The following is a 17,585-nucleotide window of genomic DNA, read 5'->3' on the forward strand; positions in this document are numbered from 1 at the left end:
GCAGGTGGGCGGGGTACCGACCCACCTGCGGCAATAGTCTCAACAGTGCCGAGTGTCCACCACGGCCCGCAGTTTGCCGCTGGTGGCCGTACGGTCGAAGGCGGCGCCGTCCACGACCTCCACGACGAGGTCGAGCAGCCCGTCGGCGACGGCCGACCTCAGCTCCTCGTAGCCCGCGAGGAAAGCCGCCCGCATCTCTTGCGGTCCGGCCGTGCCCGCGGTCTCGACACGGATGGTGAGCTGTTCGCGGACGCTGGAGCGGCTGAGCAGCACCTGCAGCTCACCGCTGTAGCCGCAGTCCTGCCCGGCGATGGCCACGAAGCGGCGGTAGTTGAGGAAGTACGACGCCACGCGCATCACGTCGCCGCCCCGGCCGAGGAGTTCGAAGCGCGGCGCCTGGTTACCGCAGGGGCAGGGCCCGGGCAGGGCGCGGCCGAGGTCGCCGATGACGTACCGGCCCAGGTTCTGCCCGCGCCGGGCGCGGGTGGAGAACACCAGCCGACCGATCTCACCCGGTGCCACCGGCTGGTCGGCATCGGTCTGCAGGATCTCCATCGTGTGCAGGTCGGCGTGCAGGTGGTGGACGCCGCCGGTGGACTCGGTGCACTGGTAGCCGAGCGGACCGAGGTCGGTGCTGCCGTAGGTGATGGAGCGGATGGTTTCGATGCCGAAGGTTTCGGTCAGGACGCGGCGCTGTTCCGTCGTGAAGTGCTCGCCTCCGTAGAAGACCTTGCGGATGCCTCCGTAGGCGCGCAGTAGGTCCGCCTGTTCGTGCAGGAGTTGCCATAGGTAGGAGGGCATGCCGAAGAGGGTGTCGGCCTGGTGGGTGACCAGTATCTCGGCCGTGGCCTGGTGGTCGGGGCCGGCCGCGATCGGCAGCTGGGTGCCTCCCAGCCGCTCCAGGATGGAGAAGAAGCTGATGAAGCCGCCGTACATGCCGCCGCAGTAGAAGAGGTTGGCGGTGCGGTCGTGCGCCGGGTCGTAGCCGGCGGTGAGCAGGCCGCGGGCGGCGGCGCGCATCTGGGTGTCGTAGCCGTCGTAGGAGAACAGGGACAAGGCGGGCTTGCCGGTGCTGCCGCCGCTGCGGAAGTACAGCTCGGCGTCGCGCCGGTCGACGCTCTGGTTGAGCTGCTGGACGGCGGCCTTGTCGAGCAGGGGTCCGGTGGGTGCCGGGAAGGTGACCGGCCGGGTCAGGTCGTCGAGGCAGGCGGTGGTGGCGAAGCGCTCGTCGGTCTGGACGGCGACGCGGCGGCTGTAGCGCTGGAGGGCGTAGACGCCGTCGTGTGGCTCGCCGGAGTAGCTGCCCAGCATCTGGCCGAGCGGCGTGACGCGGGTGGCACCGGCGGTCAGGGTGAGTCGGGACAACTCCGCGATGTCGGTGCGGCTGCCGGCGATGCCGGCGGTCTGCAGGTAGCGGCGCATGGGACGCAGGGTGGCGAGGAGATTCTTGCGGGGCAGGGGCTTGACCCACACGCTGCGGTGCAGCGGGGAGGCCGTGAGGGCCGGCCGGGTGTCGGCCATCACGCGCCAGGAGCCGTCGGGGGCGGCGATGACGCGGGTCAGGCCCAGGTGTTCCTCCAGGCGGGCGACCAGTTCGGTGGTGGTGAGCTCGGCCGCCTCGGCGGGGCCCAGGTCGTCCTCACCCGTGGCGGGGGGCATCTGGGCGAGGGCGGCGGCGAAGCGCTCCGCGAAGGCGAAGACCTCCCCGTGGTCTTCGGTGTCGAGGTAGACCACTTGAGGGCTGGAGCACGCCTGCTGTTCGTGCAGGCACACGTCGGCCGCCAGGGCATTGAGTGTGCCTGCCTCCTGCCAGGCGTCCCGGGTCAGGTAGGCGAAGGAGATCTTGTGGCCCCATTCCACCAGGCGGCAGCCGGGCGGCACATGGGCGGCCACTCCCTCCACGGCGGCCTCGCCGCCCCACACCGCGACGGCGTCGGCGGGAGCGCACATCAGGCTCAGCCAGTCCTGCCGCGAGGAGGGGAAGCGCAGCACGATGACGCGTTCGGCGATGGCTCCCGTGGGGTCCAGGGCGGCGAGTTCGGCGAGCAGGTGCTGGGCGAGGAGGGTGTCGGCGCTGCTGGTCTTGAGGACGTTGACGTTCCCGGCCAGCAGGCCCTCGACGAGGCTGAGGGGCGCGACGGTGGCGGCGTTGCCCGGGGCGATGTGCGCCACCAGGCCGACTGGCGCCCACGCCTCGTAGACGGTCTCCTTGGCGTCGGGGCGGGTGAGCCGCTGCGGGGCGGTGCCGCCGAGCTCCCGACGGAGCTTGCGGGTGAGTTCTGGCCGGCTGAGGAAGGCGGCCAGTTCGGTGAGGACGGCCTCGTCCTGGCCCTCGGCCAGGTGCCCGGCCAGCCGTATGTGGGTGGGGTGGGCCGGGTCGCGCAGGACCGCCGCGAGCTGTTCGCAGGCGGCCAGGACGGTCTCGGTGTCCAGCGGCTCGGCCAGCGCGGCCTCGACGGTGGCGGGCAGGCCGGTCAGGCGGCGGCCCGCCTCCTCGTCGTCGATGAACGCGCCCTGCCAGTAGTGGTGCTGCACGCTTTCGGTCATCACGACATGCCCTTCATCAGTTCGGCGGCAGCTACCGCGCAGCTCTTGTTGCGGCTCACTCCGGCGCGGCCGTGGACGGTGAACCAGGGGGTGTTCAGCTCGCAGCCGCACTCCTCGCCCGGGTACAGCGTGGCGAGGTCGCCCATGACGACGCTTTGCGCCGGTACGGAGGTGATGTAGGGCGAGACGAGGTGCAGATAGCCGGCCTCGCCGTACGGGAGCGGTCGTAACGTGCGGGTGGAGCGGATGAACACCCGGGACCAGACGGGGACGTGCAGGCGGTGGTGGTCGCACTCGATGTAGGGGACGCAGTGCTCGACCGAGCCGAAGGTGTCCCGAATTCGCTCGGAGGGGACGCCCAGCTGCTCGCTGACGCGCGCGTACAGCTCGTCCTTGCCGATCCGCTGGTCGGCGTGGCCCTTCCAGCCGCCGCCCAGGACGATCAGGGAGCCCCCGGGCAGCCGCAGGGGCGGCAGCCTCAAGGCGCGCATCCGCTCCAGGGTGAACCAGAGGAACGCCGGGAAGCCCAGGATGCGTACGGGTGCGTCGTCCTGCTCGAAGCGGCGCAGCGCGGCGATACAGCCGAAGGGGTCGAATTCGTGTCCGTTGCCGGTGTTGCGCAGGGCGTAGTCGACCTGCCGGGCGGGGGCGAAGTCGCACAGGTAGTTGTCGGTGAAGGCGGTGCCCAGTTTGAGGTCGCGTGCGGGTTCGTAGCTGTAGAGCAGGTAGTTGACCTGTTGGTCGGGGGTGATCCAGCCGTTGCGCTCGAAGATGCGGGCGACCATGCGCTGGGCCGAGCGGATCGTCCACTGGTCGAAGAACATCTGCGACTTCTGGCCGGTGGTGCCGGACGAGGTCAGGTGCAGGTGGACGTCGTCGCGCGGGATGGACAGGATCTCGTGGCGCTTGAAGAAGTTCGCGTGCACCAGGGGGGAGCGGAACGTCCCGTCCTGGGTGGTGCTTTCGTGGAGCTTGCGGAAGAACGGGGAGCGTTCGGTGTGCCAGGCGTTGATCTCGGCCATCGCGGCGGCGAACAGCTCGTCCTCGGCGGGGCCGCAGGCGTAGGGGTCGCTCAGGTCGCACAGTTCCTGGACCCGGGGCAGCAGCCCCAGGTCGGGGACCTCTACGGGAGCGAGGTGGGGGGTCATCGGATTCATGAGGCAACCTCAGGTGTGGGCAGGTAGGTCGACGCCCAAGCCGACACATAGGCGTCCAGGTAGGGCTGGAGCGGTTCGTCGACGACCACGCCGCGGAAGTCGATCTGTTCGGCGGTGCGGGACATCACGACGTAGTCATGGAAGCTCTCGCCGCCGCTTTCCGGGCGCATCGCCGGGTAGAGGGCGCTGGGAATGAAGCCCTGGACAAGGAAGGCGGAGAGCAGACCGTGCTGCGACAGCGGCAGCAGGGCCTCGACGTAGCCCGCGCCGGTGCGGGTGAGGGTCCGGGTGATCGACTCCAGGTAGGCGGCGGCCGCGGCCGGGTCGGGATGGGCGGCGACCAGGGCGCAGTAGCGGCCGGTCCGGTTGAGGTAGGCGTACACCTCGAAGGAGCCGTCGTCCGCCACCAGCAAGGTGTTGGGCGAGTGCAGGGGATAGAACCACTGCGCGGCGTCGGGGAAGCGGTCACGGAAACGGCGGAGCACGAACGCCGGTGCCTCGACGGTCTCCAGCCGCGCGGTCATGGGCTGTTTCGGAGCAGGCAGCGGGGCGGTGACGCGAGTGTGTCCGAAGTCGATGCCCAGGGTCCGCTCGACGGTGCGCAGCAGCGGCGCGAGCGGCGTGGGCACCTCGGGGACGGGGATGCGGCGGTCCAGCACCCCGGTGGCGTGACGCGCGTAGAGCGCGAGGCTTTCGCGGTTGTTGAGGTCCACGGCGTTGGGCAGGATGCCCATCGGCCGGAAGCCGTTGCGGGAGACGACACGCTGCGGGCCGGCGCTGACGGTGCGGACGGTGGCGTACACCGAATCCAACCGCCCGGTGCCGAGCATCCGCGCGCACAGTTCCTCGGTCAGGGCTCCGGCCAGTCCCGCCGCCCGGTGGTCCGGGTGGACGGCGAGGCCCTCAAGTCGGCCCGTACGGCTGCCGGGCTCGCCGTGGATCGCCGCGGACGCGGCGAGAGTGCCGGTACGGCGGCAGCGGGCGACGAGCCAGAGGGTGTGCGGGTCCTCGATGAGCCGGGACATCTCGGCAGGGTCGGTGCCCAGCGCCGTGGGGTAGTGCGGGCCGTAGACGGCGTAGTACAGCTGGCGCAGATCGGCGATGTCGGCGGGGGTCGCCTGGTCGATCGTGGGCTCGGTCATCCCTTGCCTCCAGCGGTTCCGTGCGCGGCCGCCTCCGTCTCCGTGGCGGGCGCGTCGTCGGCCGTACGGTCGCGCAGCAGGGCCAGCGCACAGGCGGCGGGCACCAGGCCGACGGCCTGGATCAGGCACAGGGTCTGCGCGGAGAGCTGGTCGCCTAGCAGGCCGAACAGGAGTGAGGCGATCGGGAACGTGGCGCCGAGCACGGCCTGCATGACGGCGAAGAAGCCCGGCTTGTCGGCCACGGGGACGAGCCGCTGGAACAGCGCCACGAAGCGGACCCCGATGACACCGCCGCACCAGCCGGCCACGACCAGGCAGCCCGCGATGACGAACCGTCCGGCGAAGAGGCCGGGGACGGCCAGTGCGGCGGCCATCACGCCGAGCAGCCAGGAGCCGAGGACGGTGGGCCGGCCGGGCACACGGGCGCCGGTGAAAGAGCCGATCAGTGTGCCGGTGCCGAGTGATGCCTCCAGCAGGGCGACGGTGCCGCCGCCGTTGTGGAGCACCGACTCGGTGTAGAGCGGGATGACGATGAAGACGGCGGTGCTGAACAGGTTGGCCGCGGTGAAGCAGAGCAGGATCCGGCGGACGAAGGGCAGATCGGCGAGGATGCGGCGCAGCGTGCGCGGCTGCTCCTCGGTGGCTTCGGCTCCCTTCGCCGCCTCGTCGTCGGGCGGCATCGCGGTGGGCCGGAACCTGACGGTGCTGAGGAGCACCGCGGCCGTCAGGTAGGCGGCCGCGCAGCCGATGGCCAGGCCCGTGACTCCGGCGCCGTCGACGATCAGGGCGCCCAGCAGTGCCCCGCCGAGACCGGCCAGCGACTGGGTGGACAGCTCGAAGCCGGTGGCGGCCTCGATGTCCTCGTCATCGACGAGCTCGGCCACCGAGGTGGTCAGACAGGGGTCGAAGAAGGCCTGGCCCGCGGCGAGGGCCAGCGTCGCGGCGTAGGCGGCGGCGAGGGGCAGTTCGCTCGTGTACGCCCCTATGGCGAGGACCGATGCGGCGGTGCCCGCGCCGGCAGTGGCGGCGCGCAGCACCAAGCGGTGCGCGAAGCGGGCGACGGTCCGGGCGACAACGGAGGCCAGGGTGACGGCGGGCAGAGTGCTGACCGCCATGAACAGCCCGGACGCCAGTCCGCGACCGTCGCTGACGGCGTAGGCGACGAGCCACCAGGACACACCCACCTGGAACATGCGGATCGCGGCCTGGGACAGTACCTGGGCGAGCCATACGGTGCCGAAGGCACGGTTGCGCAGGACAAGCGGTAGCCGACGCCCCTCGTCCACCGAAGTGACGGTCATGCTGTCGGCCTCTCGTCGATGACGCGTACGAGCTTGCCGGAGCGGGAGTTGACGACCAGGTCGCTGTGGCGCGTCCACTCCACAGTCAGGGGGTGCACGTATCCGGCCCGGACACTGTCGGGGTACAAGGGCCGGGCGGCGTTCAGCTCCGTGACGACCTCCTTGGCGAGGGCGTTGAGCGAGGCAGGGGCGTCGTCTCCCGGGGTGGTGGCCAGACGCAGGACGAGTCCGTCGCGGCCGTCCCAGCGGCGTACGACGAGCTGGGTGCCCATGACTCGGCCGTCGGTGTCCGCTTCGGCGACGGCGGCGAGGGCGTCCTCTGAGTACAGCGATACGGGGCCGACCCGCACGCCTTCCTCGGCCCGGCCGAGGATGCGGAAGTGGCCCGCGTCGGGATCGGTCCACTCGCCGCGGTCGCCGACCGGGTAGCGCATGACGGGCATGAGACGCCGGAACAGCTGGGTCACCAGAATGCGCCCGGGTCGGCCCGGTTCGTGGATGGGCTCGCCGGCCGTCTCGTCGACGATCTCGACGATCGTGTGCGGGGTGAAGGCCCGGTGCACGCGCGGGTCGGGGCCGGGCACGGGGGCGCCGAGGAGCCCGGCGTCGACGCTGGCGTAACCGAGGGAGCGCGGCTCGGCGTTGGGGAAGGCGGCGGCGAGCAGGCGACGCTGGTCGGAGAAGAGTGCTTCGCCGCCGAAGAACAGCAGTTCTACCGCAGGCAGCTGACGGCCGGTCGCCATCAGATGCTCGGCGAGCCGGCACAGGGTGGTGGGGGTGCCGGCGACCACCTGGGCGCCGAAGTCCTCCAGTGTGGGGACCGTCGTCTCCAGCGGCGCGGAGCCCCCGATCGGCAGGCGCACGTTGTCGACGGGGGCGTGGGCGAGCGAGTCGAGGATGAAGAGGAAGCTGGCGTAGAGCTCGCCGGCGTAGAACAGATCCGCCACCTGGTGGCCGGGGCGCAGCCCGGCTTCGACGAGCCCCTGGCCGAAGGCGGTCACGAATTCCCGCCATTCCTCGCGGGTGTAGCAGGAGAACTTCGGCGCTCCGGTGGTACCACCGGTCTTGTAGACGGTCGCTTCGCTGAGCGGGGCGGTCAGGACGCGGTTGTCGTGGAGGGTGTTGGCCTTCCAGAAGTCACCCTGGTCCACGGCCGGAAGATCGGAGAGACGCTCCACGTCCGGCGGCAGGTCCGCGTAGAGGTCTGCGTAAAAGGGAGAGTTATGACGGCTATAACGTATGAGGTCCGAGAGCTGATGGACGGGCATGCGGCCTTTGCCTAGGTGAAACGGTACTGGGCGGGAGACTTCGCGGCACAGCGCTGCGTGGCGGAACCCGGTGGGTTCGCCTGACGCGTACCTGTGCTGAGCGTTCCGCGAGGTGCGTTTGCATCGCACTCTCGACATCGCTCAGGCGTCGCGTGGGATGCACCATCACAGGGGAACGCCGTAGAAGATATCGCGAAGTCACCCTCATCCTGACCACATGTCAGGCCGCAATGGCGAAAAACCTCTGTTTCTTAACCTGCTCGTCTCGGGCCGCCTGGCCCGCGTCGTGCGCCAGTAGGCGTGGGTCCGCACTGAGGAGCCCTGGCGTTTCCGGGCATGGAGCCGGTAGGGCCTTTGCCGGTTCCTGCCGTGATGCCCGCTCGTTTCTGCTTCAACGGCCCGCCGCGCAGGCCAGATATGACCTTTGGGGAGGGAGCTGTCTCGTGACCTGCCCGCACCACACGGTGTACCCCTGTGACGGACAGCGCGCCGGGAGGAGGGCCGAATGAGGGTGCAGCACAAGACACCCCGGGCCGCGTGCGTTGGCCGGCGCAGCGAAATCCTTGGCGTTCTCCAGGTTGCCCTTCACGTCGTCGGCGTCCCGCTTCCCGTCGAGATCTTCCGCCTCGCTGGCGCCCGCGTGATCGCGGCAACGCCCTGCTCGATCTCCGCGCCCTCGCTCGGATGACCGGCCACGATCATCCCCACGCAGGGCGGCGTACGTGAGCGGAAGTCACGGTGGGCCCCGGGACTGATCGGCTTTTGGGGTGCTTGTGCTGCTGCGGCCGTTCGGTTCAGTAGGGGGCACCCGTCAGTCGCCACTGCTGGTTAATGGCGCGGCGGCAGGGAAACTGGATGGCTGGCGCGCCATCGACGGTCGAGGCGTAGGGGATCGTCAGGCACTTGCCGCTGTTGCGGGCGGGGACCTGGTAGCCGCCGTCGAGGGCTGTGAACTGCCACTGCTGGTTTGCGGCGGTGCTGCAGGGTCGCTGCCTCACAACTCCATTGTCGCCGGGCGACATCGGGGCGGTGAGGCATTTGTGGCTGTGCCGGACGACAAGCCGGTAGTAGCCGTTGCCCAGGCGCAGGAGTTGCCAGTGTTGGTTGGCGTCCGCAGACGTGCCGCAGGTCTCTTGCTTGACCCATGTCCCATCGACGGTGGACGACGACGGTACGGCCAGGCACATGTTGCTGTGCCATGCCTGCAACTCCTCGTAGGCGTGCCCGCCACCGATGCCGCGGATCACCCCGGTTGCGATGTCGATGGAGATCTGGGGATAGGCGGATTCGCATGATCGTCGCAACGTTGCTGGCCTCATGCTGTCAGAGCGTTGGCGAACAGCTCGGCGGGGTTCGCCATCCCAGGGTCTTTCGGGGGCGGTTTGAGGTTCCCCTCATAGCGTGGAGTCCGTGATACCAGGGGAAGTTGAGGTTCATGGGGTCCAAGCAACAGAAGTACGACGCCGAGTTCCGTGAAGGTGCTGTACGCATCGTGATCGAGACGGGCAAGCCGATCCCGGAGGTCGCCGAGGATCTCGGAGTGCATCCGGGGACGCTGCACAGCTGGGTCTCACGCTGGAGGAGGAACGGCTCGGCCTCCTCCGACCGGCCCGCGCCCGCCTCCTCGGGCGGCCGGCTGCGGGAGGGTGAACGCGCTGAGCTGGAGCGGCTGCGCCGGGAGATGAACGAGAAGAACAAGCGCATCCGCGAGCTGGAGATGGAACGTGACGTCTTCAAACAGTGCATGGCCTTGTGGGTGAAGTAGCTGCCGCGGACCCGGCCCGGCTGGCCGGGGTGATCAGCGACTGCAAGGCCGAGAAGAACATTCCGCACACCACGTCCTGCCGGGTGCTGGGCGTGAGCGAGTCGTGGTTCTACAAGTGGAAGGACAGGCCTGTCACCGCCCGCGAAGTGCGGCGCGGACAGCTGGCCGAGGCCGTCCGGCGCGTCTTCGACGCCTCGGGCGGCACCTACGGCTCCCCGAAGGTGTGGATCACGCTCGTCAGGCAGGGATGGCGCGTCTCGGTGAACACCGTCGCGAAGACCATGGCCGAGCTGGGCCTGGCCGGACGGAAGGTACGCCGGCGTCGCGGGCTCACCCGCCCCGGTAGGCGGGCCGCGGCGCCGGACTTCGTGCGCCGCGACTTCAGCGCGGATGCCCCGGACCAAGTCTGGTGCGGCGACATGACCGAGATCGTCACGGGTGAGGGCAAGCTCTACCTGGCCACGGTGATCGACCTGTTCTCACGCCGCCTGCTCGGTTACGCGATGGGCGCTCGCCACGATGCCGAACTCGTCGTGGCCTCACTGCACATGGCCGCAGCCACCCGCGGAGGCGACGTGAAAGGCGTGATCTTTCACAGCGACAGGGGCAGCGAGTACGTCTCCCGCCGGTTCAAGCGGGTCTGCCGCCGTCTCGGCGTGACCCAGTCCATGGGACGCGTCGGCTCATGTTTCGACAACGCCGTCAGCGAGGCATTCAACAGCGTCCTCAAGGTCGAATACATCTACCGGCACACCTTCGACACCCGTACCGAGGCCCGGCTGAAGATCGCCACGTGGATCACCGGCTTCTACAACACCCGCCGACTACACAGCGTATGCGAGTACCACAGCCCGATCGACTACGAACATATGCATCGGACCGGCTCCGCCCTGGAGCTGGCCGCCTAGAAACTCTCCACACAACGAGGGGATTGACAGTTGTTGAGGCGGTCCTCGATGGTCTGGAGGTCGGCGGGGGTGTGGAGGGACAGGTCGCTGCCCTTCGGGAGGTACTGCCGCAGCAGGCCGTTCGTGTTCTCGTTCGTCCCGCGCTGCCAGGGGCTGGGGGGTGGGCGACGAAGACCCCGTCGCGGAACAGTGGGGCGAGGCGGTCGTGGCAGGCCATCTCGGAGCCCTGGTCCCAGGTAAGTGTCAGCCGTGCGATGCCGGGAACGTCCTGCAGTGCGTCGGTGAGGCGTGTGTGGACCTGGTCGGCACCGTGGCCGTCGGGCAGGGCGACGAGGCGGACGAAACGAGTGCGGCGGTCGACGAGCGTGGCGATGGCGGTCCGGTTCCTCCGCCCGGTGATTAGATCACCCTCCCAGTCGCGGGCGCGTTCGCGGAGCTCGACGACGGCAGGGCGCTCGTCGATGAGTGTCGCCGGCGCGGCAAACCGCGGGGCGCGCCGGTCGGCCTTGCGACGCTGCTTGCGCAACGGTCGACCGGTTCGCAGCTTCTTGGTCAGTGTCCTGCTCAGGAGACCTTTGGCGCCCTGGTAGAGGGCCCTGTAGATGCTCTCGTGGCACAGGTGCCGCTCGGGCCGGTCCGGCCACAGGGCACGCAGGTGGGCGGCGATCTGTTCGGGGCTCCACTCCAGGTCGAGCTTGGCCTGGACCTCGGTGCGGAGCTCGGCGTCGAACCGGACTTGGGCCGGCGCAGCCGTTCGGCTCGCTGCCGGGAGCGGTGGTGGGCGAGGTCGGCGTCATAGACGCCCTTGTCGTGTTCGAGCATGTTGCGACGCAGTTCACGGCTCACCGTCGAGGGTGAGCGTTCCAGCCGTTCGGCGATCTCGCGTATGCCCAGGCCGCGTTCACGCAGGGTGGCGATGCGCTTGCGCTCCAGCAGCGACAGGTAACGGCCCGAGTGCACGGTCTCGGACACCCGCTCCGGCGGCAGGCCGCCGTTCTCCGACCGCCATCGGTAGCCGGTCTTCCTGCCGATCCCGAGCCGCCTGCACGCCTCGACCGTGCCCACCCCGGACTGCAACAGCCGCCAGTACTCCGCCTCGACATCAAGCCTGCGCTTACGTCCCCGCCTCGCCATCAACACACCCATCATGATCAAGGAGTGTTGCGACAAGCGTTAGAACCCAAGCGCGGCTACCGGTCCAATTTTGAGCCGTCGCCGACACGCTGAAAGAGCTGAATCAGTGAACCTGAACAGAGTACGTGGGTTGCGGTCGCCTGGTCATCGAGGGGCGCATTCGCGCGCGTACGCGGTGGGGGTCCAGCCGTAGGCTCGCTTGAAGGCCCGGACGAAGTGGCTGCTGTCGGCGAACTGCCAGTGTGCGGCGAGGTCGGAGACGCTGCCTCGGTCGGCGAGCGGGTCGGCCCGGGCCCGCTCGAGCCGATGGCGGCGGACGTAGCCGGGCCACGGTCTCCTGGGTGGCGGCGAACGCCGGTGCAGGGTGCGTACCGAGACGCCGAGTTGCCTCGCCAGCGTCGACGGGGACAGGTCCGGATCGGCCACCGGCGATCGGCGAGGTCCTGCGCGGCGCGGGCCAGCGAGAGGGCGAGAAGCCGGCTCGGTGATGTTGGCCTGGCGCCTCAGGACGCCTTTGATGAGTTCGGCCAGGGCGTTGTGGGCGGCCCGTGCTCCAGCTGGGCCGAGGCCTGGAAGGTCTCGCCGACCAGGTTGACGTGGCCAAGAGTGGCCGCATTTTGGGCGTGGTCGCCGCCCCTGTGATCATCCGCTCGGTGAGTAGCGGTCCGATCGCGGACGCGGGCAGGATCAGTACCTTCGCTGCGGTGCTCCGGGCGATCTCGTGCGGCGGCGGTCGGGTGCGCTGAATCAGGAAGTGGCCGACGGCACGGTGAGTTCGCCGTCAGCTCGGCCAGGCGGTGTCCCTGGATGTGTGGATGCTGACCGCGAGCTGGCAGTTGGCACGGTTACGCAGAACACCGCAGTATTGCGGCGCCACGGCGACCGACATCCGGCCGTCCTAGGCGCCCGGCCCGGCGGCGTGTGTACTGGTCCGGGCGGTTACCCCAGCCCCGACCTGGCAAAGAAACCGAGCGGTCGGGTGGCGGCCGAGGCGGGGGGATTGGGCGCGTGACAGGGTGGCCGGTTTTAAAGCCATGCTGTTGCCGGGGAGTTAACACGAGGACATGATCACTGCTCGTATCAACCTGATCACTCATCCAGGAGACGAGACGTGATACGCCGAACCGCTCTCCGCGCCCTTACTACCGTCGCTGTGACCGCGACCCTCACCCTGCCCCTCACGCAGGGAGCCCAGGCGGCCGCTCCGGACACAACCGCTCCGGCGACCGCCGCCTCGATCAACGCGGACGACGACAACCCCTTCCGCTGGATGGAACTGGACGGCCTGCGGGCCGACTTCCAGTTCATGTGTCCCGCGGGTCACTGTGTGGGCTTCTGGTCCCTGGTCCTGACGGACAACGTCGCGCAGCAGAAGTTCGAGGGCCGCAAGTTCTTCGTCTACGCTCCGGCCACGGGGGAGTTCAATTTCTTCCTCGACACGGACATCGCCGTACGCACGGTCGACCACCCCAGCCAGGTCCGCCTCGTCGACACCGACTTCATGCGCTCCCACCCGCGCGTCGAGGTCCGCTACGGTGACCCGGACCACCCGGACCGGGCCCGCGTCATCGCCTCGGCGGCGACCCTGATGTAGCGAGCCACCGGCCCCGCCCGACCGGGTGGCCAGCCAGGCCGGGTGGCGACCTAGTCGCGCCCAGCCCACCCGGCGTCCCCCACGGTCATGACCGGCGACGACCGCACTGCCACCGCCATCACCCGCATTTACTGCATCTCTTTCCGCCTCGCGGCGGCGGCCTTCCTGCCGTCGGCGCAGCGACGCAGGACAGCACGGCCAAGGGCCTGAGCGGCAGCTCGCCGCAAACCTCTCCACTCTCTCCACCGCGTCGTGCTCTCGCATGCCCTCGTTTCAACGAGATTTCACCACAAGGGAGTTACTGATTTTCATGTATCAACGTCGGAGATTCCTCGCCGTCGCCACTGTGAGTGCGGTCATAGGCACCGCCGGATTCATGCCTTCGGTCAGCCAGGCCGCCAGTGGCCGCAACGGGGAAAACAAGGGGTCCTACGCTGAAACGCACGGCCTGACGGCGGATGACGTCAAGAACATCAACGCACTCAACGAAAGAGCTCTGACTCTGGGACAACCTGGCAAGTCCCGGGCGGAATTGCCGCCGAGTGCCAGCGCGTTCTTCCGGGCCCCCGAAGTTGTCGACGACAGGGAAATTCCCCCCGCCGAGCCGCTCAACAGGATGCCTGACGCGTACCAGGCCTACGGAGGTAGGGCCACAACGGTCGTCAACAACTACATACGCAAGTGGCAGCAGGTCTACAGTCACCGCGACGGCCAGGCACAGCAAATGACCGAGGAGCAGCGAGAAAAGCTGTCCTACGGTTGCGTTGGCGTCACCTGGGTCAATTCGGGCCCCTACCCGACAAACAAGCTGGCGTTCGCGTTCTTCGACGAGAACAAGTACAAGAACGACCTGGAAAACACCAGACCTCGGCCCAATGAAACGCAGGCGGAGTTTGAGGGACGCATCGCCAAGGGCAGTTTCGACGAGGGGAAGGGCTTCAAGCGGGCGCGTGATGTGGCGTCCATCATGAACAAGGCCCTGGAAAATTCCCACGACGAGGGGACTTACATCGACAACCTCAAGACAGAGCTCGCGAACAATGATGACGCTCTGCTCCATGAAGACAGTCGTTCGAACTTCTACTCGGCACTGAGGAATACGCCATCCTTCAAGGAAAGGGACGGAGGTAACTACGACCCATCCAAGATGAAGGCGGTGATCTATTCGAAGCACTTCTGGAGCGGGCAGGACCAGCGGGGCTCCTCCGACAAGAGGAAGTACGGCGACCCGGATGCCTTCCGCCCCGATCAGAATACAGGCCTGGTCGACATGTCGAAGGACAGAAATATTCCGCGTAGTCCGGCTAACCCTGGCGAAAGTTGGATTAATTTCGACTACGGTTGGTTTGGAGCTCAAACAGAAGCGGATGCCGACAAAACCATATGGACCCATGCCAACCACTACCACGCACCCAATAGCGATGTGGGCCCCATGGATGTATACGAGAGCAAGTTCCGGAACTGGTCTGCCGGGTATGCGGACTTCGACCGCGGAGCCTACGTAGTCACGTTCATACCCAAGAGCTGGAACACCGCCCCCGCCAAGGTGAAGCAAGGCTGGCCGTAACAGAATCGGGTAGGAGGACCGGGCTGCCGCCCGGCCCTGTTCAACGCTCCTTAATGCTACGGGTGTTGCCGCTTGGATCAAGGCCGTGACCCCAAGGCCGAAGCGGCTACGACAGCGGCAGAGCTTCAGACCGCTGCGGTTGGCAGCGAGCAGTTGGCGAAGGGCCTGGCCAACCCGCCTCTGCCCCTGGGGCATTCTGCCCAGGGTTGGAAAGGACGGGAGCTGACCGACTGCTGGAAGGTCGTGCGCCAGGACGGCGCATGACCTTCCATCCGGCCCTGGTTGCCCCGGTACAGGAGACGCTCGACTTCGGCTGACCCGACGACAGCGGTGGGCCGGGCAGAAGTTTCAAGGGCACCACCATCCATATGCGCAACAGACCCGGCGGTGACCACGTCGGGTGGGCCGACCAGGGTGATTGCGCGTACTGGTATCAGACGGACTCCGGCCCGACGGTGCAGTGCCCGGACGGCAGCAGGACGGCCGCTTGGCAGCTGGTTTGACCGATGCCTCGTGGGTGGGCATGCCGAGGAGTTCGTGCAGCTCGCGGGCTCTGAACTCCTGGTCGGGGTGCTGGTTGAAGGCGTTCACGTTGGCCTGGTAGGCGGTGCTGGTCTCGGGCGGGTCGGGTTCGGCTCCTGCCGGCGCGGCCTCCGCGATGACCTTCCGGGTGGTGGCCAGGTCCGTGAGGTGGGCTTCGGTCTCCGCCAGCGCGACGGTCAAGTGCGCGATCTGGTCGCGTAGTTCACCGGCCCGGACCGCGGTCTGATCGTGCTGGGCCTGGAGGTCTGCCAGGAGCTCGATGATGTTCATGCGGCCAGGTCGAGGGTGTCGCGCCAGGCTGGGGAGGGCGTGGTGAGGCGGCGGGACATGTTCGCGATGGATGCCCAGTAGACGCGTGAGGCGGAGGTGTCGGGCCGGTGGTCGTACTCGCGGGCCAGGCGGCGGTGCAGCATCAGCATGCCGTTGACCTGTTCCACGATCCACCGCTTCGGCTGCGGAACGAAGCCTTTGCCCTGGTCGTCGGGGTTGCGGCGGACGACCTCGACGTCGATGTCCATCAACGCGCCGTGGATGATGACCTGGTCCTTGAAGCCCTTGTCCACCAGGGCCTTCTCCAGGCGCATTCCGCACCGTTCGGCGGCCTGGTCGAGCAGGGCGGTGCCGGCGGTGTTGTCGTGGGCGGATGCAGCCAGCACTACGACACCGATGACCAGTCCCAGGACGTCCACGGCCAGTCCCCTCTTGCGCCCTGACACCTTCTTGCCGGCGTCCAGCCCCGTCGTGGTCTTCGGGACACCCGCCGCCGCGCGCACGGACTGGGTGTCGATGATCACGAGGGACGGGTCCTCTAATCGCCGCGCTCTCTCCCCCACCTGGCAGCGCAGGAGTTCCTGAATCCGCTGGTCGAGCCCGTCCTGGCGCCACAGGCCGAAGTAGTAGAACACCGCCGACCAGGACGGCAGATCATGCGGGAGGCAGCGCCACTGGCAGCCCGTCCGGTTCTGGTAGAAGATCGCGTTCACGACCTCCCGCAGATCGCAGGATCCGGGATCTCCGGTCGCTGACCGTGCCACCCGGTCCTGTTTCCAGGCCGTGATCATCGGCTCGATCAACGCCCACTGCTCGTCCGCTAAGTCGCTGGGGTACGGCTCTCGCTCCATGCCCGCATCTCAGCATGCACATGCCTAACAGATGGCCCGCCCGACGATCAGTACCTCGATCGAGCGATCACGAACCGAGGAAGATCGGACTTAACGTCCACTCAGTTCGCCTTGAAGGTGCCGTTCAGGGCCTCGGCCATCGCGTTGACGCTCCTATAGTTCGTCAAGCCGCTCGGGCGGGTTCGGCTGTGCTTTGACCATCTGGTAGATCTCTCGGGCGAGGTATCGCTTGAGGCAGCGGATGATCTTGTCAATCCCCTCGTTGTGTGGAGAGTTTCTAGGCGGCCAGCTCCAGGGCGGAGCCGGTCCGATGCATATGTTCGTAGTCGATCGGGCTGTGGTACTCGCATACGCTGTGTAGTCGGCGGGTGTTGTAGAAGCCGGTGATCCACGTGGCGATCTTCAGCCGGGCCTCGGTACGGGTGTCGAAGGTGTGCCGGTAGATGTATTCGACCTTGAGGACGCTGTTGAATGCCTCGCTGACGGCGTTGTCGAAACATGAGCCGACGCGTCCCATGGACTGGGTCACGCCGAGACGGCGGCAGACCCGCTTGAACCGGCGGGAGACGTACTCGCTGCCCCTGTCGCTGTGAAAGATCACGCCTTTCACGTCGCCTCCGCGGGTGGCTGCGGCCATGTGCAGTGAGGCCACGACGAGTTCGGCATCGTGGCGAGCGCCCATCGCGTAACCGAGCAGGCGGCGTGAGAACAGGTCGATCACCGTGGCCAGGTAGAGCTTGCCCTCACCCGTGACGATCTCGGTCATGTCGCCGCACCAGACTTGGTCCGGGGCATCCGCGCTGAAGTCGCGGCGCACGAAGTCCGGCGCCGCGGCCCGCCTACCGGGGCGGGTGAGCCCGCGACGCCGGCGTACCTTCCGTCCGGCCAGGCCCAGCTCGGCCATGGTCTTCGCGACGGTGTTCACCGAGACGCGCCATCCCTGCCTGACGAGCGTGATCCACACCTTCGGGGAGCCGTAGGTGCCGCCCGAGGCGTCGAAGACGCGCCGGACGGCCTCGGCCAGCTGTCCGCGCCGCACTTCGCGGGCGGTGACAGGCCTGTCCTTCCACTTGTAGAACCACGACTCGCTCACGCCCAGCACCCGGCAGGACGTGGTGTGCGGAATGTTCTTCTCGGCCTTGCAGTCGCTGATCACCCCGGCCAGCCGGGCCGGGTCCGCGGCAGCTACTTCACCCACAAGGCCATGCACTGTTTGAAGACGTCACGTTCCATCTCCAGCTCGCGGATGCGCTTGTTCTTCTCGTTCATCTCCCGGCGCAGCCGCTCCAGCTCAGCGCGTTCACCCTCCCGCAGCCGGCCGCCCGAGGAGGCGGGCGCGGGCCGGTCGGAGGAGGCCGAGCCGTTCCTCCTCCAGCGTGAGACCCAGCTGTGCAGCGTCCCCGGATGCACTCCGAGATCCTCGGCGACCTCCGGGATCGGCTTGCCCGTCTCGATCACGATGCGTACAGCACCTTCACGGAACTCGGCGTCGTACTTCTGTTGCTTGGACCCCATGAACCTCAACTTCCCCTGGTATC

15 protein-coding genes and 3 pseudogenes are annotated in these 17,585 nt (G+C 68.1%); 4 read left to right on the forward strand and 14 right to left on the reverse strand.

Features of this window, described 5'->3' with window-relative positions:
- Nucleotides 1-39: 39 nt before the first annotated feature.
- The 6 genes from ABIE67_RS45915 to ABIE67_RS45940 all read right to left on the reverse strand — a co-directional run bounded on the left by ABIE67_RS45915 (nt 40) and on the right by ABIE67_RS45940 (nt 8,734).
- On the reverse strand, nt 40-2,547 hold the full coding sequence (locus ABIE67_RS45915) for an acyl-CoA reductase (protein WP_370267978.1): 2,508 nt from the start codon (nt 2,545-2,547) through the stop codon (nt 40-42).
- Nucleotides 2,547-3,695, reverse strand: coding sequence for an acyl-protein synthase (locus tag ABIE67_RS45920; RefSeq protein ID WP_370269633.1), 1,149 nt, complete (start codon nt 3,693-3,695; stop codon nt 2,547-2,549). Before ABIE67_RS45920 ends, ABIE67_RS45915 begins: the two co-directional genes overlap by 1 nt.
- A gap of 5 nt (nt 3,696-3,700) precedes the next feature.
- Nucleotides 3,701-4,846 (reverse strand): GNAT family N-acetyltransferase, encoded by a 1,146-nt coding sequence (locus tag ABIE67_RS45925; protein WP_370267980.1) that lies wholly within the window; start codon nt 4,844-4,846, stop codon nt 3,701-3,703.
- Entirely contained in the window at nt 4,843-6,147 is a 1,305-nt protein-coding gene (locus tag ABIE67_RS45930; RefSeq protein ID WP_370267982.1) for an MFS transporter, read from the reverse strand. Before ABIE67_RS45930 ends, ABIE67_RS45925 begins: the two co-directional genes overlap by 4 nt.
- Complete coding sequence (locus tag ABIE67_RS45935; RefSeq protein WP_370267986.1) at nt 6,144-7,415, reverse strand: phenylacetate--CoA ligase family protein; 1,272 nt, start codon at nt 7,413-7,415, stop codon at nt 6,144-6,146. Before ABIE67_RS45935 ends, ABIE67_RS45930 begins: the two co-directional genes overlap by 4 nt.
- Before the next feature lie 794 nt (nt 7,416-8,209).
- The gene (locus tag ABIE67_RS45940) at nt 8,210-8,734 is read right to left on the reverse strand and encodes an RICIN domain-containing protein (RefSeq protein ID WP_370267988.1); all 525 of its coding nucleotides are present in this window, start codon (nt 8,732-8,734) and stop codon (nt 8,210-8,212) included.
- 116 nt (nt 8,735-8,850) lie between these two features.
- Between ABIE67_RS45940 and ABIE67_RS45945 the strand changes: the two genes are divergently transcribed.
- On the forward strand, nt 8,851-9,180 hold the full coding sequence (locus ABIE67_RS45945) for a transposase (protein ID WP_370267990.1): 330 nt from the start codon (nt 8,851-8,853) through the stop codon (nt 9,178-9,180).
- On the forward strand, nt 9,168-10,088 hold the full coding sequence (locus ABIE67_RS45950) for an IS3 family transposase (RefSeq protein ID WP_370267844.1): 921 nt from the start codon (nt 9,168-9,170) through the stop codon (nt 10,086-10,088). The genes ABIE67_RS45945 and ABIE67_RS45950 overlap by 13 nt, the downstream gene beginning before the upstream one ends.
- Here ABIE67_RS45950 and ABIE67_RS45955 read toward each other — a convergent pair.
- The 4 genes and pseudogenes from ABIE67_RS45955 to ABIE67_RS45970 form a co-directional block, all read right to left on the reverse strand.
- A pseudogene (locus ABIE67_RS45955) lies at nt 9,979-10,788 on the reverse strand (IS30 family transposase); the annotation flags it as partial. The gene ABIE67_RS45950 and the pseudogene ABIE67_RS45955 overlap by 110 nt on opposite strands.
- A gap of 134 nt (nt 10,789-10,922) precedes the next feature.
- A pseudogene (locus ABIE67_RS45960) lies at nt 10,923-11,237 on the reverse strand (helix-turn-helix domain-containing protein); the annotation flags it as partial.
- A gap of 129 nt (nt 11,238-11,366) precedes the next feature.
- Entirely contained in the window at nt 11,367-11,648 is a 282-nt protein-coding gene (locus tag ABIE67_RS45965) for a helix-turn-helix domain-containing protein (RefSeq protein ID WP_370267995.1), read from the reverse strand.
- Between the two features lie 367 nt (nt 11,649-12,015).
- A pseudogene (locus tag ABIE67_RS45970) lies at nt 12,016-12,120 on the reverse strand (transposase); the annotation flags it as partial.
- A gap of 255 nt (nt 12,121-12,375) precedes the next feature.
- Here ABIE67_RS45970 and ABIE67_RS45975 point away from each other — a divergent pair.
- Both ABIE67_RS45975 and ABIE67_RS45980 read left to right on the forward strand, forming a co-directional pair.
- Nucleotides 12,376-12,816 carry a hypothetical protein gene (locus tag ABIE67_RS45975; protein WP_370267997.1) on the forward strand — a complete coding sequence of 147 codons (441 nt, stop codon included), beginning with the start codon at nt 12,376-12,378 and terminating at the stop codon, nt 12,814-12,816.
- 310 nt (nt 12,817-13,126) lie between these two features.
- On the forward strand, nt 13,127-14,383 hold the full coding sequence (locus ABIE67_RS45980; RefSeq protein WP_370267999.1) for a protein-glutamine gamma-glutamyltransferase: 1,257 nt from the start codon (nt 13,127-13,129) through the stop codon (nt 14,381-14,383).
- Between the two features lie 348 nt (nt 14,384-14,731).
- On the opposite strand, the gene ABIE67_RS45985 is transcribed toward ABIE67_RS45980, so the two are convergent.
- The 4 genes from ABIE67_RS45985 to ABIE67_RS46000 all read right to left on the reverse strand — a co-directional run bounded on the left by ABIE67_RS45985 (nt 14,732) and on the right by ABIE67_RS46000 (nt 17,562).
- Nucleotides 14,732-15,196 carry a hypothetical protein gene (locus tag ABIE67_RS45985; RefSeq protein ID WP_370268001.1) on the reverse strand — a complete coding sequence of 155 codons (465 nt, stop codon included), beginning with the start codon at nt 15,194-15,196 and terminating at the stop codon, nt 14,732-14,734.
- Nucleotides 15,193-16,047 carry an IS5 family transposase gene (locus ABIE67_RS45990; protein ID WP_370268004.1) on the reverse strand — a complete coding sequence of 285 codons (855 nt, stop codon included), beginning with the start codon at nt 16,045-16,047 and terminating at the stop codon, nt 15,193-15,195. The genes ABIE67_RS45985 and ABIE67_RS45990 overlap by 4 nt, the downstream gene beginning before the upstream one ends.
- A gap of 277 nt (nt 16,048-16,324) precedes the next feature.
- Nucleotides 16,325-17,245 carry an IS3 family transposase gene (locus ABIE67_RS45995; RefSeq protein WP_370267844.1) on the reverse strand — a complete coding sequence of 307 codons (921 nt, stop codon included), beginning with the start codon at nt 17,243-17,245 and terminating at the stop codon, nt 16,325-16,327.
- Nucleotides 17,233-17,562 carry a transposase gene (locus tag ABIE67_RS46000; RefSeq protein WP_370267990.1) on the reverse strand — a complete coding sequence of 110 codons (330 nt, stop codon included), beginning with the start codon at nt 17,560-17,562 and terminating at the stop codon, nt 17,233-17,235. Before ABIE67_RS46000 ends, ABIE67_RS45995 begins: the two co-directional genes overlap by 13 nt.
- Nucleotides 17,563-17,585: the final 23 nt, after the last annotated feature.

Origin of the sequence: Streptomyces sp. V4I8 (genome assembly GCF_041261225.1) — a bacterium.
In the GTDB taxonomy this organism is placed as follows: Bacteria; Actinomycetota; Actinomycetes; order Streptomycetales; family Streptomycetaceae; genus Streptomyces.

Bases quoted from the DNA above. Each gene is read 5' to 3' on its own strand.
- ABIE67_RS45915 (WP_370267978.1), bottom strand. From the start codon at position 2,547: ATGACCGAAAGCGTGCAGCACCACTACTGGCAGGGCGCGTTCATCGAC.
- ABIE67_RS45920 (WP_370269633.1), bottom strand. From the start codon at position 3,695: ATGACCCCCCACCTCGCTCCCGTAGAGGTCCCCGACCTGGGGCTGCTG.
- ABIE67_RS45925 (WP_370267980.1), bottom strand. From the start codon at position 4,846: ATGACCGAGCCCACGATCGACCAGGCGACCCCCGCCGACATCGCCGAT.
- ABIE67_RS45930 (WP_370267982.1), bottom strand. From the start codon at position 6,147: ATGACCGTCACTTCGGTGGACGAGGGGCGTCGGCTACCGCTTGTCCTG.
- ABIE67_RS45935 (WP_370267986.1), bottom strand. From the start codon at position 7,415: ATGCCCGTCCATCAGCTCTCGGACCTCATACGTTATAGCCGTCATAAC.
- ABIE67_RS45940 (WP_370267988.1), bottom strand. From the start codon at position 8,734: ATGAGGCCAGCAACGTTGCGACGATCATGCGAATCCGCCTATCCCCAG.
- ABIE67_RS45945 (WP_370267990.1), top strand. From the start codon at position 8,851: ATGGGGTCCAAGCAACAGAAGTACGACGCCGAGTTCCGTGAAGGTGCT.
- ABIE67_RS45980 (WP_370267999.1), top strand. From the start codon at position 13,127: ATGTATCAACGTCGGAGATTCCTCGCCGTCGCCACTGTGAGTGCGGTC.
- ABIE67_RS45985 (WP_370268001.1), bottom strand. From the start codon at position 15,196: ATGAACATCATCGAGCTCCTGGCAGACCTCCAGGCCCAGCACGATCAG.
- ABIE67_RS45990 (WP_370268004.1), bottom strand. From the start codon at position 16,047: ATGGAGCGAGAGCCGTACCCCAGCGACTTAGCGGACGAGCAGTGGGCG.
- ABIE67_RS46000 (WP_370267990.1), bottom strand. From the start codon at position 17,562: ATGGGGTCCAAGCAACAGAAGTACGACGCCGAGTTCCGTGAAGGTGCT.